This is a genomic window from Nonomuraea sp. B5E05 (assembly GCF_039880665.1).
GTDB lineage: Bacteria > Actinomycetota > Actinomycetes > Streptosporangiales > Streptosporangiaceae > Nonomuraea.
The window spans coordinates 149,098-168,896 of the sequence record NZ_JBDPMJ010000017.1; the positions used below are offsets into that span (position 1 = coordinate 149,098).

Here is a 19,799-nt window from a genome sequence, read left to right on the forward strand (position 1 = left end):
AGAGGTCATCGATGACGAAGGACGCAACGGGCGATCTCGCCGGCGTGGAGCTGCCGGTCGAACGGGGCTGCCCGTTCGCGCCGCCCGCCGCCTACGAAGGGCTGCGCGAGCAGGCGCCGATCAGCAAGGTCCGGCTGGTGAACGGCGCCGAGGCGTGGTGGGTGTCCGGGCACGCGGAAGGCCGAGCCGTTCTCGCCGACCGCCGCTTCTCCTCGGACCGGCGCAAGGACGGCTTCCCGATCCTCAACGTCGACGCGGCGACCCTGCGCCGGCTCCGCAGCCAGCCGCCGCTGATGGTCGGCATGGACGGCGCGGAACACGCCGCGGCCCGGCGCCCGTTGATCAGCGAGTTCACCGTGAGGCGGCTGGCCGCGCTGCGCCCGCGGATCCAGGACATCGTCGACCGCTTCATCGACGACATGCTCGCCACCGAGCAGCGCCCGGTCGACCTGGTGCAGGCGCTCTCGCTGCCGGTGCCGTCCCTGGTGATCTGCGAACTGCTCGGCGCGCCCTACGCCGACCACGACTACTTCCAGAGCCGCACCGCCGTGGGGGTGCGCCGGACCTCGTCGCCGGAGGAGCGGCAGCGGGCCTTCCTCGAACTGCGCGCCTACCTCGGCGAACTGGTCACCCGCAAGGAGTCCGAGCCCGGCGACGACCTGCTCAGCCGGCAGATCGCCCGGCAACGCCAGGACGGCGCCGTCGACCACGCGGCCCTGACCAGCATGGCCTTCCTGCTGCTGACCGCCGGGCACGAGACGACGGCGAACATGATCTCGCTCGGCGTGATCGGGCTGCTCGCCCACCCGGTACAGCTGGACCTGATCAGAACCGATCCGGCCCGGACACCCATGGCCGTGGAGGAGCTGCTGCGCTACTTCACCATCGCCGACACGGTCACCTCGCGGGTGGCCGCCGAGGACGTGCGGATCGGCGGGGCGGACATCCAGGCCGGTGAGGGCGTCGTCGTCTCGAGCCTGTCGGCCGACTGGGATCCCGCCGTGTTCGAGGATCCGGCCGTCCTGGACGTCGGACGCGAGGCCCGCCACCATCTCGCCTTCGGCTTCGGCCCGCACCAGTGCCTGGGCCAGAACCTCGCCAGGATGGAGCTGCAGATCGTCTTCGACACGTTGTTCCGCCGCATCCCCACGCTGCGGCTCGCCCTGCCGGTCGAGGAGCTGTCCCTCAAGACCGAGTCCATCATCTACGGCGCCCACGAGCTCCCGGTCACCTGGTGAGGCGCCGGCGCCGCGCGCTGCCGGTCGCCCGTATCGACGCGCGCGGCGCCAACGGGAATACACCCGAGTAACGCGTTCTCGGCCATCATGAGCAGGTGCTCATTGTTTTCCCGATAATCCCTCATCAGGCCGCCGAGCTGCGGTTCCATTGTCCAAGCCGGTTGGCTGGACAATGTTTGGACAATTCTCAGATGAATGGCGGTTGCCGCCGCCCGAGAGGGCCCGGCATAGTCGGAACCGTTCCCCCCTTCGCTCCGGTCCGGTGCTTACTTCTGTGCTGCGCCGCACTGGCGCGTTTCTTTTTTCGTGGAAAGAAAGGATGAGAAGGTGAGTGGAAAGAAACCGGCCCTGGCCCTGGCGGGCTGCGGCGCCGCACTGGCGCTGCTGTCCGCGCCCGCCACGGCGGGGACGGTCACCACCATGACGGCCGCGGCCCAGGCAGCCGAACGGGACAGCACCGCCTGCATCAAGCCCAGCGGGAAGAAGACCAACTACTCCTGGACGAACGGCAACTCCTCCACGACGGTCTACTTCAACAACCACTGCTCCCACCGGGTGTACGCCAAGCTGCACTTCAAGGGCCCCGCGGGGACGAGGACGGAGTGCCTCGCCACGAACGGCGGAACCAAGGGCAAGAAGAAGTTCGGCAAGGGCCTGGCCGAGGACCTCACCAACATCAGCAGGGACTGCTGATCGCCGGGCGCCGGCGTCCCCGGCGTCCCCGCACCCCAGCAACCTCGGGCGACCCCACGCCCGCCTCACCATAAAGGAGTCGATCCGACATGAAGATCCATGTAGCAGCGGCCGCGGTGTCCGTCACGGCGATCTCGACGCTCCTGCTGACCGCGGGGCCAGCCAGCGCCCACCCGTACGACGGGAAGGACCCCTACCGGAGCGGGTGCGCCGCCTCCAAGGTGTACACCGGCAAGAAGGCCTCGCTGAAGAACGAGATCGGTGACAGCCTGGGCACGATCCGGCTCTACTACTCCCGCAAGTGCGGCACCAACTGGGGCGAGGCGAGGGTGTCCAAGCACGCGACCGGCCAGATCACGGTCTTCACCAGCTCCAGGAGCAGGTCCTTCACCTACCGCGCGGGCAACGGCGGGCACCACTGGGGCAACATGGTCTACGCCCCGAGCGGCGTCTGCGCCAAGGCGTCGGGCAGCGTGACCAACGGGATCGGCCGCGTCAACAAGGGCAGCGGCACCACGGGCAAGGCCTGCGGCTGAGACACCTGCCGTGGGGCGGGCGTCGCCCCATCGGGCGCGCGGTCGTACCCTCTCCTCCACCGGTGGGGCGCGGGTCCGACTTTGGTAGGTGATGGCTCCGGCGTACCGGAGATTAGCCTGGGCCGGTGAACGAGACTCGACCCCCGCACCTGGCCGCGGTCGCCGGCGTGCTCGTCGTGATGGGCGCGCTGACCGCGGTGTCGTTGTGGAGCCTGGCGGGCCGGCCCACCTGGGGGCTGGACCTCGCTCTCGCGGCGGTGAGCCTGGGCGCGGCGCTCGCCCAGCTGCGGTGGCCGGTCTCCGGGGCGCTGGCCGCCACCCTCCTGGCCACGCTCTCCCCGGTGGCGACGCCCGCGGCTTCGATGGGGGCGCTGCAGGTGGCCCAGCGCAGGCGCTTCCCGATCGCGGCGGCTGTGACGGGGGCGGGCATCGCGGCCCACGTGGTCCAGGGCCTGTGGCGGCCGAACTCGGGCATCTCCTTCGGCTGGTGGCTGCTGCTGATCTGCGTCGCTTACGGCGCGCTGCTCGGCTGGGGCGCGTTCGCCCGCTCCCGCCGCGCCCTGCTGGAGTCCCTGCGCGAACGCGCCCACCGCGCCGAGGCCGAGCAGGGCCGGCGGATCGCCGAGGCGCGCATGGCCGAACGCCGCCGGCTCGCCAGAGACATGCACGACGTGCTGGCCCACCGCCTCTCCCTGGTGGCCACCCACGCGGGGGCCCTGGAATTCCGCCCCGACTCCTCCCCTGAACAGCGCGCCCGGGCAGCCGGCGTGATCCGCGTCGGCGTGCACCAGGCGCTGGAGGAGCTGCGCCAGGTGATCAACCTGCTCCGCGAGCAGGACGACCAGACGGACGAGCTGCAGCCCAGGCCAGACCTGGCCGACCTGCCCGGCCTGATCACCGACGCACGGCAGGCCGACCAGGCGGTACGGCTCCACGAGGAGGTCACCGACGTCGACGCCCTGCCGGCGGCCGCGTCGCAGACCGCGTACCGCGTCGTGCAGGAAGGGCTGACCAACGCCCGCAAACACGCCCCGGGCCAGCCGATCGAGGTGCTGCTGCGCGGCACCCCCGGCACGCCCCTGCTGATCGAGATGCGCAATGCGCTGCCCCCGGCGGACGCGGCCCTCGTCGTGCCGGGCAGCGGCCTCGGCCTGGTCGGGCTCACCGAGCGGGTACGCCTGGCCGGCGGGCAGCTGGACCACCAGAGCACCGGGGGTGAGTTCCGGCTTCAGGCCCGGCTACCATGGCCCGCGTGATCCGCGTGCTCCTGGTAGACGACGACGCCCTGGTCCGCGCAGGCCTGTCCATGATGCTCGACGGCGCGGCCGGCATCTCCGTCGTGGCCGAGGCGGGCGACGGCCAGGAGGCCATCGCCGCGACCGACGCCCACGCCCCCGACGTCGTCCTGATGGATCTGCGCATGCCCCGCGTGGACGGCATCACCGCGACCCGCCGGCTGCGCGCCCGCGCCCGGCCGCCCGAGGTGATCGTGCTGACCACGTTCGACACCGACGAGAACGTCCTGCACGCGCTCCGCGCGGGTGCCGCCGGATTCCTGCTCAAGGACACCTCGCCACCGCAGATCGTGGAAGCGATCACCCGGGTCTCGGCAGGCGACCCGATCCTGTCCCCGGGCGTCACCAGGCGGTTGATGGACCGCACGGTCGCCCAGGCCGGGGCGTACGCACGGGCCCGCGCCGCGCTGGCCGCCCTCACCCCGCGCGAGCAGGAGGTGGCGGTGGCGATCGGCCAGGGCAGGACGAACGCCGACATCGCCGCCGACCTCGCCATGGGCGTCACGACGGTGAAGGCTCACGTCTCCAGCATCCTGACCAAGCTCGACCTGGGCAACCGCACCCAGATCGCGCTCCTCGCCCACGACGCGGGCCTCACCTGACCGGAGCGCGCGGCCTCACGGCCGGACCTGGACCAGATAGCCGGCCAGCTCGGCCGGGCGTGACAACATCACCATGTGGCTGCCGGGCATCTCGTCCGGGGTGATGCCGAGCCGCTCCTCGACATGGCGGCGCACGAAGCCGGGCGGGAAGAAGCGGTCGTCGCGGCAGAGCAGATATCGCGTCGGGACGTCCGGCCAGGCGGCCAGCGGCCAGGGCTCGCCACACGCCCGCTCCATGCTCATCGTCTCGGCGAGCGCGCCGTCGTGGGCCAGCACCCGCTCGGCCAGCTCGCGCGGAACGTCGTGCAGGTAGAGCTCATGGACGTCGTCGATGTCCGGCGAGACCCAGCCGCTGCGTTCCCACCAGTCGTCCGGCGCCTCACCCGGGCTCGGGATCATGGCGGTCACCAGCACGAGCGCCGAGGCTTCTGTACGCGCGCAGACGAGCGGGCCCACGAGGCCGCCCCACGAGTGAGCCACCACCACGAGGGGCCGCCGCTCGCCGGCCGCCCGGACGACGGCGTCCGCGTAGTCCCACAGCCCTGCCCGCGGATCGGACATGGGCAGGTCCACCGCGATCGTGTCATGGCCGCGGTCGCGGAGCTCGGCTTCGACCAGGTGCCAGTCGAATGCGCTGCCACCGCCGCCGTGGATGAGAACGAAGGTTGTCATGACCGTGATGACCGGCGGCGGCGCGGAAACTCATCGTCCGGGCGTGCTTGCGATCGGCGCCCGGTGGCTCCCACGGTTGCCAGGGCGTCGTACGGGTTCCGGCGGCTGCTATGGTGTAGGGCACTTCTGACCGGATGAGGAGATCCAGACGTGGCAGGTGACGACGACATCTCCGGGTGATACCGGAGAGTGACCGGCCCCGGCAGGCGCCATGACCGCCGCCGATGTGGCCCTGGTCGTCGTTCCCGAATCCCTGTCCCCTTCCGCCGGGCGGCTTTCGGCGCGCCCCGCGCATCGCCACGAGGTCCTTCTCCATGTCCGACGCGTTCGTCATCGTCTCCAACCTGTCCTTCTCCTGGCCCGACGACACCCCCGTCTTCGCCGGCCTGTCCTTCACCGTGGCCGCCGGCCGTACGGGTCTGGTCGCCCCGAACGGCGCGGGCAAGAGCACGCTGCTCAAGCTGATCGCAGGCGAGCACCGGCCCCAGAGCGGCGGCGTGTCCGTCGAGGGCGTGCTCGGTTACCTGCCGCAGACCCTGACCATCTCGGCGCCCGACTCGGCGCATACGTCCGCGCCCACCTCGGGCGACCTGACCGTGGCCGAGGTGCTCGGCATCGCCCCCGTCATCGCCGCGCTGGACGCCATCGAGTCGGGCGACGCGAGCGAGGAGCACTTCGCCACCATCGGCAACGACTGGGACATCGAGGAGCGCACCCGGGCCCAGCTCGACCGGCTCGGCCTCGGGGGTCTCGCGTTCGACCGGTCCCTGCGAACGCTGAGCGGCGGCCAGGTGGTGTCGCTCGGCCTGGCCGCGCAGTTCCTCAGGCGGCCGGACGTCCTGCTGCTGGACGAGCCCACGAACAACCTCGACCTCGATGCGCGCCGCAGGCTCTACGACGTGCTGGGGGAGTGGAACGGCTGTCTGCTCGTGGTCAGCCACGACCGGGCCCTGCTCGACCGCATGGACCGCATCGCCGAGCTGGAGCAGGGCGAGGTCCGCTTCTACGGGGGCGACTTCACGGCGTACGAAGAGGCCGTACGCACGCAGCAGGAGGCCGCCGAGCGGACCGTGCGCAGTGCCGAGCAGGAGCTGAAGCGCGAGAAGCGGGAGTTGCAGCAGGCCCGCGAACGGGCCGACCGCCGGGCGAGCAACGCCGCCCGCAACCTCAAGAACGCCGGCCTGCCGAGGATCTTCGCGGGAAACATGAAGCGCGGCGCCCAGGAGTCGGCCGGGCGGGCAGGCCAGACCCACCTCGCCCGCGTCAGCGACGCGAGGGCCCGGCTCGAGGAGGCGGGCCGTGCCGTGCGCGACGACCAGCGGATCGCGCTGCAGCTACCCGGGACCAACGTGCCCGCCGGGCGCACGGTCTTCCTCGGCCAACGCCTGCAGGCGCGCGGCCTGTTCGCCGAGCCCGGCGTCGACCTGGAGATCCGCGGGCCCGAGCGCATCGCGCTGATCGGCCCCAACGGCGCGGGCAAGTCCACGTTGCTGCGCATGATCAGCGGTGAGCTGGAGCCGGACGACGGCACCGTCAGGCGGGCCGGCGGCCGGGTCGCCTACCTGTCGCAGCGGCTCGACCTGCTCGACGTCGAGCGCACCGTGGCCGAGAACCTGTCAGCGTTCGCCTCCGGCATGCAGGAGTCCGAACGGATGAACCTGCTCGCCCGTTTCCTGTTCCGGGGCTCGCGCGCCCACCTGCCCGTCGGGGTGCTCTCGGGCGGCGAACGCCTGCGCGCCACGCTGGCCTGCGTGTTGTGCGCGGATGAGGCTCCCCAGCTCCTGCTGCTGGACGAGCCCACGAACAACCTCGACCTGGTCAGCGTCGGCCAGCTGGAGAGTGCGCTCGGCGCGTACGAAGGGGCCTTCGTGGTGGTCAGCCACGACGAGCGGTTCCTCGCGGAGATCAACGTGGGCCGCTGGCTGGAGCTGTCCGGCGGCCGGCTGGTGGAGCGCGGCGGGCCCGCCCGCGAGTGACGGTCGCCTGCGGTGCCGGGGTGCTCTTCCCGTGGCCGAGGTCCCGCGGTGGAGGTTCATCCATTGGTGAGGGTGGACATGGTGGGAACCTCCATGGTGGGGCCGGGGCGCCGGCTGGTTGTCTGGGGCCATGCGAGTCATCGTGCCCGCCGCTGAAGGGCGGGCGGTAAAGGTCGGCGCCGGTCAGCGCGTACGCGTCACCGACCTCGAAGGAGGCCAGGTGGGCGACCTGTTCGCGTTCGCCGCCGATGACACGACCGAGCAGCTCAGCGCGTCCCACACGCGGGCCGCCACCAGCCGCCTGTTCCCGGCGGTGGGCGAGCAGTTCGTGACCGATCGGCGCAGGCCGATTCTCACCCTGGTGGGCGACACCTCGCCGGGCGTGCACGACATGCTCATCGCGGCCTGCGACCCGGAGCGCTACCGGGCCCTGGGGGTGACCGGATTCCATGCCTCGTGCGCGGACAACCTGCGCCGGAGCCTGGCCGCGCTGGGCCTGACGAGTCCGCGCACTCCGCAGCCGGTCAACCTGTTCATGAGGATCCCGGTGTCGGGCGACGGCCGGCTGAGCTGGCTGACCGCGATCAGCCGCCCGGGTGACACGATCACGTTCGAGGCGGCCGTGGACTGCGTCCTCGTCGTCTCTGCCTGCCCTCAGGACCTGGTGGAGATCAACGGCCACCGGCCGACGCCGCTGGCGATCGATCTCCTCAGCGACCACGACTCACGAGCCTAGGAACCAGTGAAATGAACGATGTCCAGCATCCCGCCCTGCGTCCCGAGACCATCGGCGAGCTGAGCCTGGCCAACCGGCTGGCGGTCTCGCCCATGACCAGGGTGTCGGCCGCCTCCGACGGCACGCCGACGGAGGAGATGGCCGACTATTACGCGGCGTTCGCCCGCGGCGGGTTCGGCCTCGTCGTGACCGAGGGGACCTACACCGACACCCGGTACAGCCAGGGATACTTCAACCAGCCCGGCATGGTCAGCGACGGCCACGAGGCCGGCTGGCGGGAGATCGCGGGAAGGGTGCGCGCCGCCGGCGCGGCCTTCGTGCTCCAGCTGATGCACGCGGGCGCGCTGTCGCAGGGCAACCGCTACCGTGACGACACGATGGCGCCGTCGGCGGTGCCGCCGCGCGGCGAGAAGATGCCCGAATACGGCGGTCACGGGCCCTGGTCCACGCCCCGCTCGATGCGCCAGGAGGACATCGACCTGGCGGTGCGGGGCTTCGTGGACTCGGCCGTCCGCGCCGAGCGGGCCGGCTTCGACGGAGTCGAGGTGCACGGCGCCAACGGATACCTGATCGACCAGTTCCTGACCGACTACACCAACACCCGTGACGACCGATACGGTGGCGGGGTCTCCAGCCGGGTACGACTGGCAGCAGAGATCGTCTCCGCCATCCGGGCGGAAGTCGGCCCGCGCTTCTGCGTGGGCATCCGGTTGTCCCAGGGCAAGGTCAACGATCACACCCACCGATGGGCGGGCGGAGCCAGGGACGCGGAGATCATCTTCGCGGCGCTCGCCGAGGCGGGCGCGAGCTACCTGCACATCGCCAGCGAAGGACGCGACTGGGTGGAGACGGCGACCCTGGACGGGGGAATGACGATCACGGGCCTGGCCAGGAAGGTGACCGGGCTGCCGGTGCTGGCGAACGGCGGCATGCACGACGCCGACCGGGCGGCCACGGTGCTGGCGGACGGCCACGCCGACGTGCTGGCCCTGGGCCGGGGCGCGCTCGCCAACCCGGACTTCCCGCGGCGCCTGGCTCTCGGCCTGCCCATGGCGGACTTCGACCACCGCATGCTCCAGCCGATGGCGACGCTGAACAACGCCCGGCTGTGGCGACCGGCGGCCGGGGCGACGGCTTGAGCGCGGCCTCGGGGTCCGGCGGCCAGGGCGACGGCTTGGGCCCGCCCTCGGGGTCCGGTGGCCCGGGCTGGCGTGAGGGGGCCGCCGCGGTGGTCACGCTGACCTTCGACGTGGACGCCGAGACGCCCGTGCTGGCGCGTGGCCGCCGTTACGCCGGCCACGCCGGCACGATGTCCCACCAGGCGTACGGGCCCGAGGTCGGCCTGCCCCGCATCCTGGACCTCCTCGACGAGGTGTCCGTGCCGGCCACGTTCTTCGTGCCCGGCTGGGTGGCCGAGCACCGCCCGTGGCTGGCGCCGTCGATCGCCGGGCGGGGCCATGAGGTGGCGCACCACTCCTACAGCCACCGCCCGCCCACGTCGATGACGGCCGAGGAGGAGCGCGCCGACTTCGAGCGGGCCCTGGCCGTCTTCGACCGCCAGGGCATCGAGATCCGGGGGCATCGGGCCGCCCTGTGGGAGGCGTCCTGGCAGACCGGCGACCTGGTCGCGGAGCACGGGCTGCGCTACGACTCCTCCCTCATGGGGGACGACCGGCCGTACAAGGTGGAGACGCCGGCGGGCGAGATCATCGAGTTGCCCGTCCACTGGTCGCTCGACGACTGGGAGCAGTACGCGTTCCTGCCGGCTCCGCACGTCGGCTCGGTCATCGAGTCCCCGGCGAAGGTGCTGGAGCTGTGGCGGGCCGAGCTGGACGGGATGCGCCACTATGGCGGCCTGTTCAACCTGTGCGTGCATCCGTTCCTGTCGGGGCGGCCGGGGCGGGCCCTGGCGCTGCGACGCTTCCTGGAATACGCGCGAAGCTGCGCCGACGTGTCGTTCGCCCGCTGCCGCGACGTCGCCGAGTCGGCCGCCGCGGACGCCGGGCTGGCCGTGCGCCGCCCCGGGCCGCCCGAGGCCTCGCCGGACGTCTACCCGGACTGAGCTCAGTCCATCGCGTCGATGGTCAGCGCCAGGAACAGGTCGACCCGGTCCTCGGTGCGTCCCACGTCCCTGCCGGTGAGCTCGGTGATCTTGGCCAGGCGGTTGCGGAGGGTGTTGACATGGACATGCAACGCCGTGGCCGTCGCCGCCCACTGCCCGTCGTGATCGAGAAACGTGCGCAGCGTCAGCTCCAGGTCGCCGCCCCGCCGCGCGTCGTGGTCCTTCAGCGGGCCGAGGAGCCCGGCGGAGAACCGGCGGGACGTCTCCGCGTCGAGCAGCCCGAGGAGCAGCCGGTGCGTGCCCAGCTCCGAGAAGGCCCGCACGCGGGGGCCGGCGCGGGCGCGCAGGAGCACGCGGCAGGCCTCCCTGGACTGCAGGAGGGCAGGCCGCAGCTCGGCCGCCTGCGAGGCGATGCCGCCCAGCCCCGCGACCGGGCGCAGGCCGGGGAAGCGCCGCTCGACGCCGCGCACCAGGCGCTGCGCGAACGGCGGCAGCCCCTGTTCCGGATGGCGCCACGGCAGTACGGCGACGACGTCCTGCGTGCCGCCGGCGACCACCACCGGCACGCCTTCTGCGGCGAAGAACTCCCCGATCGCCTCGGCGAGCCCGTGCATCGTCGCGGTCTCGTGCTGCGCGAACGCCACGGCGCACACGGCCAGCGGGCCACCCGGGTCCACGCCGAAGGCGCGCAGCCTGCCGGGCACCTCGGCAGCCCGGCTGCCCCCTGACAGGATCATCTCCAGGAGCTCGCTGGCGAAGCGCATCTCGATCGCCTGGACGGCCTGCTGCTTGGCGACCTCCAGGCTCAGGAACCTGGCCGCCTGCTCGAGCCCTTCCCGCTCGGCCGAGGTGAGCCGGCGCAGGGGCCGCAGGCAGATGAGGGCGGCGTCGATGTCGCCGACGGCGCCCACCGGGAAGAGCGCGGCACGCCCCGCGTCCCCCAGCTCCACCTCCAGAGCCGGTGGACGTTTGGCCAGCCCCGTGGCGACGGCGTGCAGCTGGTCGGCGCCGAGGTCGGCGCCGACCGCCGCGAGCGAGCGTGCCATCCTGTCGACCACCGCGAGGGGCAGGTCGTAGTCACGCCGCAGAACGTCGAGCACCCCGTAGGCGCCGGCTCCCCGGGAGATCGCCGTGGCGAGCGCGTCGCCCCGGCGTACCATGCCGACCAGCGCCTGCTTCCGCTCGTCGGCCAGCATGTCGGCGACGGCCTGGGAGACCGCCGTGAACGGCACCTCGATGGAGATCTCCAGCAGCGGCAGCTCCGCCTCCCGGCAGGCCTCGACCAGGTCCGGGGGCGTGGCGGGCAGCTCGGCGCGCAGGCCGAAGACGATGCCGCTGCCCTTGGCGCCCTTGACGCTCCTGACGAACCGCGCGGGCGACACCCGGTCGAGCCACAGGCCGTTCGTCAGCACGAGCTCCCGCTCGCGCACGTAGGGGGACGGGTCGGGGAGTTCGGTGTTGTGCACCCAGGCGACCGGCTCGTCCATCGCCCCCGGCCTGCCCGCGACCAGCACGGTGAGGTGGAGGGACGAACGATCCGCCAGCGAACGAAGGGTGAACACGATGTGACTATATCCAGGAGAACAAGGCGTTCATGGAGATCCCTCCATGGACGCGGAGGCTCCCTCCCGGCGTGCGGGCCGCGGTGATCGCAGCCGGGCCGCGGCCACGGCGAGCAGCGCGACGGCGGCCAGCGCGAAGGCGGTGTTCCCCGCCAGGTCGATCGCCGGTTCCACGGGTGTGGCGGGCGGTTGCGGGAAGCCGTGCCAGGCGTAGGTGAGCACGCCGCCGGCCGCCAGCGCGAACGTCTGGACGGGCCCCCACCCGGGCCGCCGGGACCAGCGGGTCACCAGAGTGCAGACCGTGGCGTACACGACGAGGTTGACGGCCACGACGGGCCAAGCGCCCAGCGTGTCGAGAGCCAGGGCCGCCAGCCAGAACACCGCTCCGGCCGCCAGGGAGAAGCCGAGCACCGGCCACGGCCCGGGAGCCCGCCCCTGGGCCCCGACGGCCCGGCCGCGGCGGCGCAGGGCGAGGAGGACCAGCAGCCCGGCCAGGACGACGACGGCGGCGGCCTGCGCGAAGGAGGGCTCGTACGCGGCCGGGTCGAACAGGGCGGTGGCCACCGCCCCCAACCCGAACAGGAGCCCGGCGGTCACCAGCCCGGGAAGGCGGAGCCACGGCTCCGTCGCCCTGGCCGGCACGAAAGACTCCATGATCGCGATGGGGACGCAGATGCTGCCCACGGCGTGCACGCCGCCCAGCACGAAGCTCACCCACCAGGCGCTCACCTCCAGACCGGGGATCCACGCGTACGAGGTGAGGTCCATCCCGGCGTAGCCGGGGTTGAAGAGGGAGCGGGTGGCCAGGCCCTCCTCCACGAGACCGTAGGCGACGGCGAGCAGGACGATGCCCGGCCAGCCGGCCCCCCGCCGCCTGGCCAGCTCACGGACGAGCAGCGCGCCGCCCCCGTACAGCGGGGCCAGCGTGATCAGCGCGACCAGCATGGTGACGGGCAGGTTGCCCAGCAGGAACTCGCCGATCAGCGGCGACAACAAGAAGAGCCCGAGCGCGGGCGCGATACGTCTTCCCATGCCCCTAGCCTGGCCAGGCCAGGGGTGCGGCCGGTAGTGACGTTCGTCAGAGCCAGCCCTTGGACTCGGCGGCGCGCGCCGCCTCGGCCCGGTTGCGGGCGCCGAGCTTGCCGATGGCCGACGACAGATAGTTGCGTACGGTCCCGTCGGACAGGTAGAGGCGGCGGGCGATGTCGGCGATCGTGCCGCCCTCGTTGGCGGCGCGCAGCACGTCGCGTTCGCGGCTGGTGAGCGGATTGGTGCCGGCGGAGAGGCTGGCGGCGGAGAGCTTGCGGTCGAACACCCTCTCGCCGGCGTGCACCCGCCGGACGGCGTCGGCCAGTTCCCCGGCCCGGGCGTCCTTGACCACGTAGCCGGCGACGCCGGCGTCCATGGCCCGCCGCAGGTATCCGGGGCGGCCGAAGGTGGTCAGGATGATCACGCGTACGCCGGTGAGCTCGGCCGCCGCGGTGAGACCGTCGCGGCCCGGCATCTCGATGTCGAGCAGCACGACGTCCGGACGGAGCCGGGCGACGGCGCCCACGACCTCGTCGCCCCGGCCGACCTGGCCGACGACCTCGATGTCGGGCTCCAGGCCGAGCAGCGCCGCCAGCGCCTCGCGTACGAGGTGCTGGTCGTCGGCCAGCAGGATGCGGATCACGGCACGTCCGCCACGGGCAGCCGGGCGGTCAGCAGGAAACCGCCCTCCTCAGCGGCCGAGCCGTGCAACGTGCCGCCCGCCACGTGGATGCGCTCGGCGAGGCCGCGCAGCCCGTTGCCGCCGGCGTCCGCGGCTCCGGCGGGCCCGCGGCCGTCGTCGAGCACCTCCGCGTACGCCTGCCCGCCCTCGACACCGAGGCGGATGCGGCAACGGCGGGCGCCGCTGTGCCGGACGACGTTCGTCGTGGCCTCCCGGACCACCCAGGCCAGAACGGGTTCGGCATCGGCCGGGAGCGGGTCCGCCGCCACCTCCAGCCGCACGCCCGCGGTGTCGAGCGCGCGGCGCGCGCCGTCGAGCTCTCCGACGAGCGACAGCTCCCGGTAACCCGCGATCGCCTCGCGCACTTCCGACAACGCCTGCCGGGAGAGCTCTTCGACGTCCCGCATCTCGGCTCTGGCCCGTTCCGGGTCGGCGATGGCGAGCCTGTCCGCGAGCTGGCTCTTCACCGTCATCACGGCCAGGCTGTGCCCGAGAAGGTCGTGCATGTCGCGGGCGAAGCGCAGGCGTTCGTTGTCCACGGCCAGCCGCTCGACCTCGACGTTCGCCTCGCTCAGCGCCTTGTTCGCGGCGTTCAGCTGGAGGAAGGCGTGCATGGCGGCGGCGAACACGACGGTCTGCAACGGCATCCACCAGTAGTCGGCCAGTGACCTGCCGAGCAGCGGAAGGGCGAGCGCGGTCGCCCCGGCGACGGCCACGGTCACCGCCGGCAGGGCCCGTGCGGGCAGCGACGTGGCCGCCGCGGTGATGAGGAAGTACGACGTCGCGAACACCCACATCTCACCGAGAAGGGGCGCCATCGCGGCCGCGACCAGGTAGAGCAGGATCAGGGCGTACGGGGTGGCGTTGAGGTGCGGGCGCTCCAGCGCGGTCCACGCGACCCGCAGGTAGAGGAGCACGAAGCACGCCATCCCTGCGAACATCAGCCCGGTCAGGGCGCCCGGAGGGCCGGACGCCAGAAACGCGGGCACCGGCCACACCAGGACGACGAGATAGACGGAGGTCCACAGGCGGGCCTTCATGCGGTCCACCCTAGCCAGCGACCATCCCCGCCGAACCCTGACGAATGTCATATGTCGGGGGGGGGGGCGGGGGGGCCGGCATCACGGCCAGGCTGTGCCCGAGAAGGTCGTGCATGTCGCGGGCGAAGCGCAGGCGTTCGTTGTCCACGGCCGCCGCGCCGACCTACATCAGTGCTTGCCGAACGACTGCCAGGTGCCCGCGAGGCCCTGCTGCCCGATCCCGGGCGCGCTCCAGTCGCAGGTCCCGCCGGGGAAGATCTTCCGGAGCCGGTCGAGCTGGGGCTTCGTCAGAGGCGTCCCGTACCCGGCGGGATCGATCGGCCCCAGCCGGCACTTGACGATGTCGTTCGCCATCGTTCCGCCCGCGACGAGCCGCGGCGAGGTCCACACCGGGTACAGCGTGTTGCAGGTGGTCGTGCCGTTGCCCGCGACCTGGGGTTCGGTGATCTTCCGGGGTTCGGGGTCGCGGGTCCAGCAGGCGTCCGTGAGCTCGCGCGGTTTGTTCCGCACCACCCTGTCGGCGGGGCGGCCGGGGCGGTGGTCGGCGGCGATCGCGGTGAGCCACCGGTCCATCTGCGTCAGCGCGTCCAGGAGGACGGGGCTGTTCAGCGAGAAGCCGCCGTACCGGTTGTCCTCGACGAGCATGACCTGGTTGCCGAACGTCCCGTTCGCCTTCAGCAGCCGCTCCCGGGTCGAGAACGACTGGAACCGCATGTGGATGTCCCCGCCCGGCGCGTCGTCGGTGTAGGCGCGGTAGTCGATCATCGGCATGCGCGCCAGGCCGGCGCCCGCGTTGAGCAGCCGCCCGCTCCGGTACGCCGCGCGCGTCGCGGCCAGGTCGGCCCGCGTCCGCTCCGGCACGTGGTTCGCGTCGGCGTCGAAGCCGCCGATCCGCTCGTTGAGGTCCAGGAACTGCTCGACCGTGATCGCCTTGTCCCGCAGGGCGCCCAGCCCGTACTGGATGCCGGTGTTGTCCAGCGGCCGCCGGGCGAACCCGGTCCGCGGGTCGCGGCCGTAGACGTTCACGGTGTGGTCGTACACGTCGCACCGGGCGCCGGTCGGGTTGTTCTCCGGGTGGTAGCGCAACGGCGCGGGCAGCCGGCCGGGGCAGAAGATCCGCGGGTCGATCCGGCCGCCGCCCCGGCCGAGGTTCGCGATGCTCTCCCAGCGCCCGAAGCCGGAGACCGTCTGCTGCTGCTCCTGGCTGAAGGCATCGGGCGCGACCTCGCGGAAGTAGTGGTCGAGCAGGCGCGCGTCGGTGATGGTGTTGACCGTGCCGAAGCCGACCTCGGGGAAGCTGCATCCCGAGACGATGCCGTCGAGCAGGCCGGGATAGTTGTCGCCGATCTGGTGCGTCTGGTACGACCCACCCGAGCAGCCCCAGCCGATCGTGAACGCCGGAGCGCCGTACGCCTCGATGAAGCGTTCCTTGACCATGCTCGTCGTCTCGGCGGCCAGGAGATCGTTGCAGTTGTTGCCGAAGACGTTGAGCGAGGACGACGCCACGGCGTACCCCTGGCGCAACATCCTGTCGTCCATCACCGAGCCGGTGTTGCGGCCCTGGACGTACCACCCGCTGGAGCAGCCGCCGCCGAAGGTGTAGATCAGCCGGCCGTTCCAGCCGGGCGAGCGCCGCCACGGATCCGGCTCCTCGGCGGCGGGATCGGCCAGCATCGACATCTCGTAGACGGCCCGGTTGATGGTGCCGGTCTCCACCCGCACGATGTACGGCACCCGGCGGCCCTCGCTCGTCGTCGTCCAGGCGAGATCGCCCGGGCGGGTCTGGCCCGCGGGCAGCGGTGCGAACTTCCCGGCCGTGGTGCGGTAGACGTGGTCGACCCGGGTGGCGATCGAGCAGTCCTCGTCCGCCGGCGGGCCGAGCTTGCTCCCGGTCACCGTGGTGAACTCGGCCGTGTCGCAGATGAACGGCTGCTCGTGCGGCCCCGAGAACACCGGTCCCGTCACCGGGTGGTCGTCGAGAACGATCCGCGCCGGCCGGACGCCGCGCGCCGACGCGGTGAGGACGTTGCGCCCGGCCCGCAGGTCCGTCACCAGCCCTTCCAGCGCCCTGCCGCCGTCGACGGGCCGGAAGTCCGAGGTCACGTCCGTCCCGTCGCGCTTCACCCGTACCTTCTCGGCGGATCCGTCCGGGACGTCGAGGCGGACCAGGGCGTTCCCGGCTGAGACGACCTGCGGGCGCGACGAGAGCACGGTGAAGTCCAGGCCGTCGCCCCCTTCCGGGGTCGTGGCGGCCACCGGGCCCGAGGCGAGGGTCACTGCGACGACCCCGGCGGCCGACAGGGAAGATAAACGACGCGCAAACGATCTCATATGGGGCTTTTTACGCCATAAACGATCTACACGCTAGGGACCGTCCAGCCGCGGCCGGTTCAGCGTCGTGGGTCGATGTGGATTTTCGGGCCGGGGCCGGCGCCGGGGGGACGGTGGCCGGCGAGGACTCCGGCGGTCTCGGCGAGGCCGACCGTGGCCGCCACGAGCGGGCGGGCGTCCACCGAGCCACGGGCGTAGGCGGCGATGGCTCCCTCCAGCCCGGCTGAACCGCCCAGGATGCCGACGGCGGTGACGTCCTTGAGCACCAGCTCGCGGGTGTCGATCGTGGACGGGGCGCCGGCCAGCCCGATGCAGACCACGCGCCGCGCGGGTTCGACGAGCCGTGCCGCGAGGCCGGGCGACCCGGCCGCGTTGGAGGCGTCGACGACGGCGTCCCAGCGCAGTGGCGGCAGCGAGGGGCGGGTCCAGACGTTGGCGAAGCCGAGCCGCCGGGCCGGCGACAGGGCCTCCTCGTCGCGGCCCATCAGGTGAACGTCGACTCCCTCAGCGTGCGCGAACAACGCCACGAGCAGGCCGATCGTGCCCGTGCCGAGGACCAGCAGCCGCTCGCCCGAGCCGAGTTCGGCGGCGCGCACGGCCCGCAGCGCGTTGCCTCCCGGCTCGACGAGCGCGCCGAGCGTGGGATCCACGGTGTCCGGCAGGCGATGCAGGGCCGTGACGGGGACCGCGAGCCGTTCGGCCAGCGCGCCCGGGCGGCCCCGGCTGATGCCGATCTCGGCCGAGCCGGCGCAGACGTGGTGGCGGCCGTCGCGGCAGCGTTCGCAACGTCCGCAACCGAGCATGGTGTCGCCCGTGACGCGACGGCCGAGCCAGGCGCCGTCCACGCCCTGCCCGGCCGCGGCGACGCGCCCGCACCACTCGTGGCCGGGACGTAACGGATACCAGGAACGGCCGGTGCGCAGGTAGCTCATCCCGCCGGTGAACAGCTCGACGTCCGTCCCGCACACGCCGACCCGCTCGACGTCCACGATCACTTCCCCGGGTGCCGCGGCCGGCGGCTCGACCTCGTGGACGCCGGCCTGGCCCGGGCCGGTCAGCACCAGGGCGCGCACTGGCGTGGCCTCGCATCCCGCCGGCCGTCGTTCCGCGTCAGCTCCGCACCCGGGGTCCGGCCTGTCACTCCGCCTCCTGAGCGAGCGCCTGGTGCCAGCGGGCGGTGTCGGTGTACTGGTGCAGCCAGGAGATCTGGCCGTCCGTGACTTGCCACAGATGGACGAACTCGGCGTCGTGAGCGCGGCCGGTGGCGCGGGCGGTACCCCGGTAGTGTCCGGTCACGACGATGATCCCCTCGGTGGTCTCGTGCCAGGTCTCGTCGTAGGGCGCGGTGTCGTAGTCGGCGAAGACCGCGCCCCAGACGTGCGCAAGAGCCTCCTTCGGCCCGTGGAAGGCGCCACCGGCGCCACAGGGCATGCCCGGTGCGGTCCGGGCCCGGAAGTCCGGATGGAGCAGGGCCAGGATCGCGGCGCCGTCGGCGACTTGGGCGGCGGCGTAGAACCGCTTGACGACAGCGGATGCCGTGGACATTCCACCCCCCTTTTAGGTCGAGTTATTCTAGAATGCATCAACTAATATCAGGAGGCGCGTTCCATGGGAAGACCGGCCAAGTTCAGCCACGACCAGATCCTGGACGCGGCCTTGGCCATTGCGGCCGAGAGCGGCCCGGGCGCCCCCACGATGGCGGCGATCGCCGCTCGACTCGGTGGTCCGACCGGCTCGCTCTACCACCGTTTCGGTTCACGTGATCTGTTGATCGCCCGCTTGTGGTTGCGTACCGTGCGACGATTCCAGGACGGGTTCGTCCGTGCGCTGGCGGCCGGAGACGCCGAGGCTGCCGCGCTGCACGTCCCACGCTGGTGCCGTGAGCATCCTGCCGAGGCGGCGCTGCTCCTCCTGCACCGCCGCGAGGACCTGGCCGCGCGATGGCCGGCCGAGCTCGGTCAGGATCTGGACCAGTGCGACGCCCGGGTGGCGGTCACGCTGGACGATTTCGCCGCGCGTTCCGGCGTCGACCGTGACCGGCTGCTCTTCGCTGTGGTCGACGTCCCTTACGGCGCGGTCCGGCGCCACCTGCTGGGCCATCGAGCGCCGCCGCCGTCCGTGGACGAGCTGATCGTGTCCGTCTGCCGCGCCGTCCTCGCCTAGCGCCATGTCCGAGGCACGACGCACAAGGAACATCCTCCGCAACCGGTCCCACCCCCTGGTTCCCGCCGCAGGTTCGCGGATCGGAGGGCCGACGACCCTCCAGGCCGGGACCTTCGGCCCTGACCGGGCACCTCTCCTGCGTGATGCGCTGAGCATGACCCCCTATGGAGGTGAGAGTCATGGCCATCCCTTCGGCGAAGCAGGTGCTCGACGCCGCGGTGGAGGCGGCGCGCTGGGCACCGTCCGTGCACAACACGCAGCCCTGGACCTTCTCGGTGTCGGGGGAGACGATCAGCCTGCGGGCCGACCCGGACAGGAAACTGCGCGTCGGCGACGCCGCGGGCCGCGAGGTGCTGATCAGTTGCGGGGCGGCCCTGTTCACCATGCGTACGGTGCTGCGCCACGAGGGCTTCGAGCCCGTCGTACGCGTCCTGCCGGACCCTGACCGCCCGTCGTTGCTCGCCACGCTCCAGCCGGGTGCCGAGGTGCAGCCCGACGAAACCACCGAGGTCCTGGCCGGCGAGATCCGCCACCGCCGTACCCACCGGGCGGGATTCGCCGACGTGCGGGTGCCGGACAGGCTCATTGACCGGCTGAGCGCGGCGGCATCGAACGAAGGGGCCAAGCTGACCCCCGTCCGCTCCCCGGAGGCGGTCGACGTGCTCGCCGCGCTCACCCAGGCCGCCCAGGGCGTCCAGGCGCAGGACCGGCGCTTCAGCCTCGAGGTGATCCGCTGGGCCAGGCCACCCGGCAGCAGCCGCACCGACGGGGTGCCCGCGGACGGCTACCCGCGCGCGGCGGCGCCGACCCAGCCGCGCTTCCCGCAGCGGGACTACGCCTGGCGGCATGACTGGGGCTACGAAGCCGACCCGCGCGGCGCGGCGGCCGTCGGAGTCGTAGCGCTGCTCACCACGCAGGGTGACGGCCGCCACGAGTGGATCGCCGCGGGGCAGGCGCTGCAGCACGTTCTGCTGCGTGCTTCGGCGTACGGCGTCAGCGCCGCCTTCCACACCCAGGCGCTGGAGATGGGCCTGCTGCGCGAGTTCATGAGGCAGGGGCTCTGCTCGGGCGAGCACCCGCAGATGCTCATGAGGTTGGGCGTCACCTTCGACGAGAAGGGTTCGGTACGCCGTCCCCTGTCCGAGGTCGTGTGGTGAGGGCCGAGCAGGGCTGACCGCGAAG

Annotated in this window: 19 protein-coding genes; 11 read left to right on the plus strand and 8 right to left on the minus strand. The window is 72.4% G+C overall.

The features are described 5' to 3' along the window. Nucleotides 1–11: 11 nt before the first annotated feature. From ABGB01_RS28925 to ABGB01_RS28945, 5 genes are all read left to right on the plus strand, one after another. Nucleotides 12–1,238 carry a cytochrome P450 gene (locus tag ABGB01_RS28925; protein WP_347776683.1) on the plus strand — a complete coding sequence of 409 codons (1,227 nt, stop codon included), beginning with the start codon at nt 12–14 and terminating at the stop codon, nt 1,236–1,238. Between the two features lie 327 nt (nt 1,239–1,565). Beyond that, nucleotides 1,566–1,931: a hypothetical protein gene (locus ABGB01_RS28930; protein ID WP_347776684.1), complete on the plus strand. Its 366-nt coding sequence runs from the start codon at nt 1,566–1,568 to the stop codon at nt 1,929–1,931. 89 nt (nt 1,932–2,020) lie between these two features. Continuing rightward, the gene (locus tag ABGB01_RS28935) at nt 2,021–2,467 is read left to right on the plus strand and encodes a DUF2690 domain-containing protein (protein WP_347776685.1); all 447 of its coding nucleotides are present in this window, start codon (nt 2,021–2,023) and stop codon (nt 2,465–2,467) included. Nucleotides 2,468–2,592: 125 nt separating this feature from the next. After that, nucleotides 2,593–3,723, plus strand: coding sequence for a histidine kinase (locus tag ABGB01_RS28940; RefSeq protein WP_347776686.1), 1,131 nt, complete (start codon nt 2,593–2,595; stop codon nt 3,721–3,723). Then, complete coding sequence (locus tag ABGB01_RS28945; protein ID WP_347776687.1) at nt 3,711–4,364, plus strand: response regulator transcription factor; 654 nt, start codon at nt 3,711–3,713, stop codon at nt 4,362–4,364. Before ABGB01_RS28940 ends, ABGB01_RS28945 begins: the two co-directional genes overlap by 13 nt. Before the next feature lie 15 nt (nt 4,365–4,379). Here ABGB01_RS28945 and ABGB01_RS28950 read toward each other — a convergent pair whose 3' ends face one another. Further along, nucleotides 4,380–5,036, minus strand: coding sequence for an alpha/beta hydrolase (locus tag ABGB01_RS28950; RefSeq protein ID WP_347620554.1), 657 nt, complete (start codon nt 5,034–5,036; stop codon nt 4,380–4,382). Nucleotides 5,037–5,350: 314 nt separating this feature from the next. On the opposite strand from ABGB01_RS28950, the gene ABGB01_RS28955 reads away from it, so the two are divergent. From ABGB01_RS28955 to ABGB01_RS28970, 4 genes are all read left to right on the plus strand, one after another. Further along, nucleotides 5,351–7,012, plus strand: a complete 1,662-nt coding sequence (locus ABGB01_RS28955; protein WP_347776688.1) for an ABC-F family ATP-binding cassette domain-containing protein — start codon at nt 5,351–5,353, stop codon at nt 7,010–7,012. Between the two features lie 130 nt (nt 7,013–7,142). Continuing rightward, nucleotides 7,143–7,748 (plus strand): urea carboxylase-associated family protein, encoded by a 606-nt coding sequence (locus ABGB01_RS28960; protein WP_347776689.1) that lies wholly within the window; start codon nt 7,143–7,145, stop codon nt 7,746–7,748. A gap of 11 nt (nt 7,749–7,759) precedes the next feature. Next, nucleotides 7,760–8,887 (plus strand): NADH:flavin oxidoreductase, encoded by a 1,128-nt coding sequence (locus ABGB01_RS28965; RefSeq protein WP_347776690.1) that lies wholly within the window; start codon nt 7,760–7,762, stop codon nt 8,885–8,887. Continuing rightward, complete coding sequence (locus ABGB01_RS28970) at nt 8,884–9,810, plus strand: polysaccharide deacetylase (RefSeq protein WP_347776691.1); 927 nt, start codon at nt 8,884–8,886, stop codon at nt 9,808–9,810. The genes ABGB01_RS28965 and ABGB01_RS28970 overlap by 4 nt, the downstream gene beginning before the upstream one ends. A gap of 2 nt (nt 9,811–9,812) precedes the next feature. Here ABGB01_RS28970 and ABGB01_RS28975 read toward each other — a convergent pair whose 3' ends face one another. The 7 genes from ABGB01_RS28975 to ABGB01_RS29005 all read right to left on the minus strand — a co-directional run bounded on the left by ABGB01_RS28975 (nt 9,813) and on the right by ABGB01_RS29005 (nt 17,999). After that, on the minus strand, nt 9,813–11,372 hold the full coding sequence (locus tag ABGB01_RS28975; protein WP_347776692.1) for a PucR family transcriptional regulator ligand-binding domain-containing protein: 1,560 nt from the start codon (nt 11,370–11,372) through the stop codon (nt 9,813–9,815). A 30-nt stretch (nt 11,373–11,402) separates the two neighbouring features. Beyond that, nucleotides 11,403–12,404 (minus strand): hypothetical protein, encoded by a 1,002-nt coding sequence (locus ABGB01_RS28980; RefSeq protein WP_347776693.1) that lies wholly within the window; start codon nt 12,402–12,404, stop codon nt 11,403–11,405. A gap of 46 nt (nt 12,405–12,450) precedes the next feature. Beyond that, nucleotides 12,451–13,044: a response regulator transcription factor gene (locus tag ABGB01_RS28985; protein WP_347776694.1), complete on the minus strand. Its 594-nt coding sequence runs from the start codon at nt 13,042–13,044 to the stop codon at nt 12,451–12,453. Then, nucleotides 13,041–14,123 carry a sensor histidine kinase gene (locus ABGB01_RS28990; RefSeq protein ID WP_347776695.1) on the minus strand — a complete coding sequence of 361 codons (1,083 nt, stop codon included), beginning with the start codon at nt 14,121–14,123 and terminating at the stop codon, nt 13,041–13,043. The genes ABGB01_RS28985 and ABGB01_RS28990 overlap by 4 nt, the downstream gene beginning before the upstream one ends. Before the next feature lie 168 nt (nt 14,124–14,291). Then, nucleotides 14,292–16,454 carry a DUF6351 family protein gene (locus ABGB01_RS28995; protein WP_347776696.1) on the minus strand — a complete coding sequence of 721 codons (2,163 nt, stop codon included), beginning with the start codon at nt 16,452–16,454 and terminating at the stop codon, nt 14,292–14,294. A 59-nt stretch (nt 16,455–16,513) separates the two neighbouring features. After that, complete coding sequence (locus ABGB01_RS29000; protein WP_347776697.1) at nt 16,514–17,527, minus strand: alcohol dehydrogenase catalytic domain-containing protein; 1,014 nt, start codon at nt 17,525–17,527, stop codon at nt 16,514–16,516. Between the two features lie 64 nt (nt 17,528–17,591). Next, entirely contained in the window at nt 17,592–17,999 is a 408-nt protein-coding gene (locus ABGB01_RS29005) for a nuclear transport factor 2 family protein (RefSeq protein WP_347776698.1), read from the minus strand. Nucleotides 18,000–18,062: 63 nt separating this feature from the next. On the opposite strand from ABGB01_RS29005, the gene ABGB01_RS29010 reads away from it, so the two are divergent. Then, entirely contained in the window at nt 18,063–18,617 is a 555-nt protein-coding gene (locus ABGB01_RS29010; protein WP_347776699.1) for a TetR/AcrR family transcriptional regulator, read from the plus strand. A 179-nt stretch (nt 18,618–18,796) separates the two neighbouring features. After that, complete coding sequence (locus ABGB01_RS29015; RefSeq protein WP_347776700.1) at nt 18,797–19,774, plus strand: nitroreductase family protein; 978 nt, start codon at nt 18,797–18,799, stop codon at nt 19,772–19,774. Nucleotides 19,775–19,799: the final 25 nt, after the last annotated feature.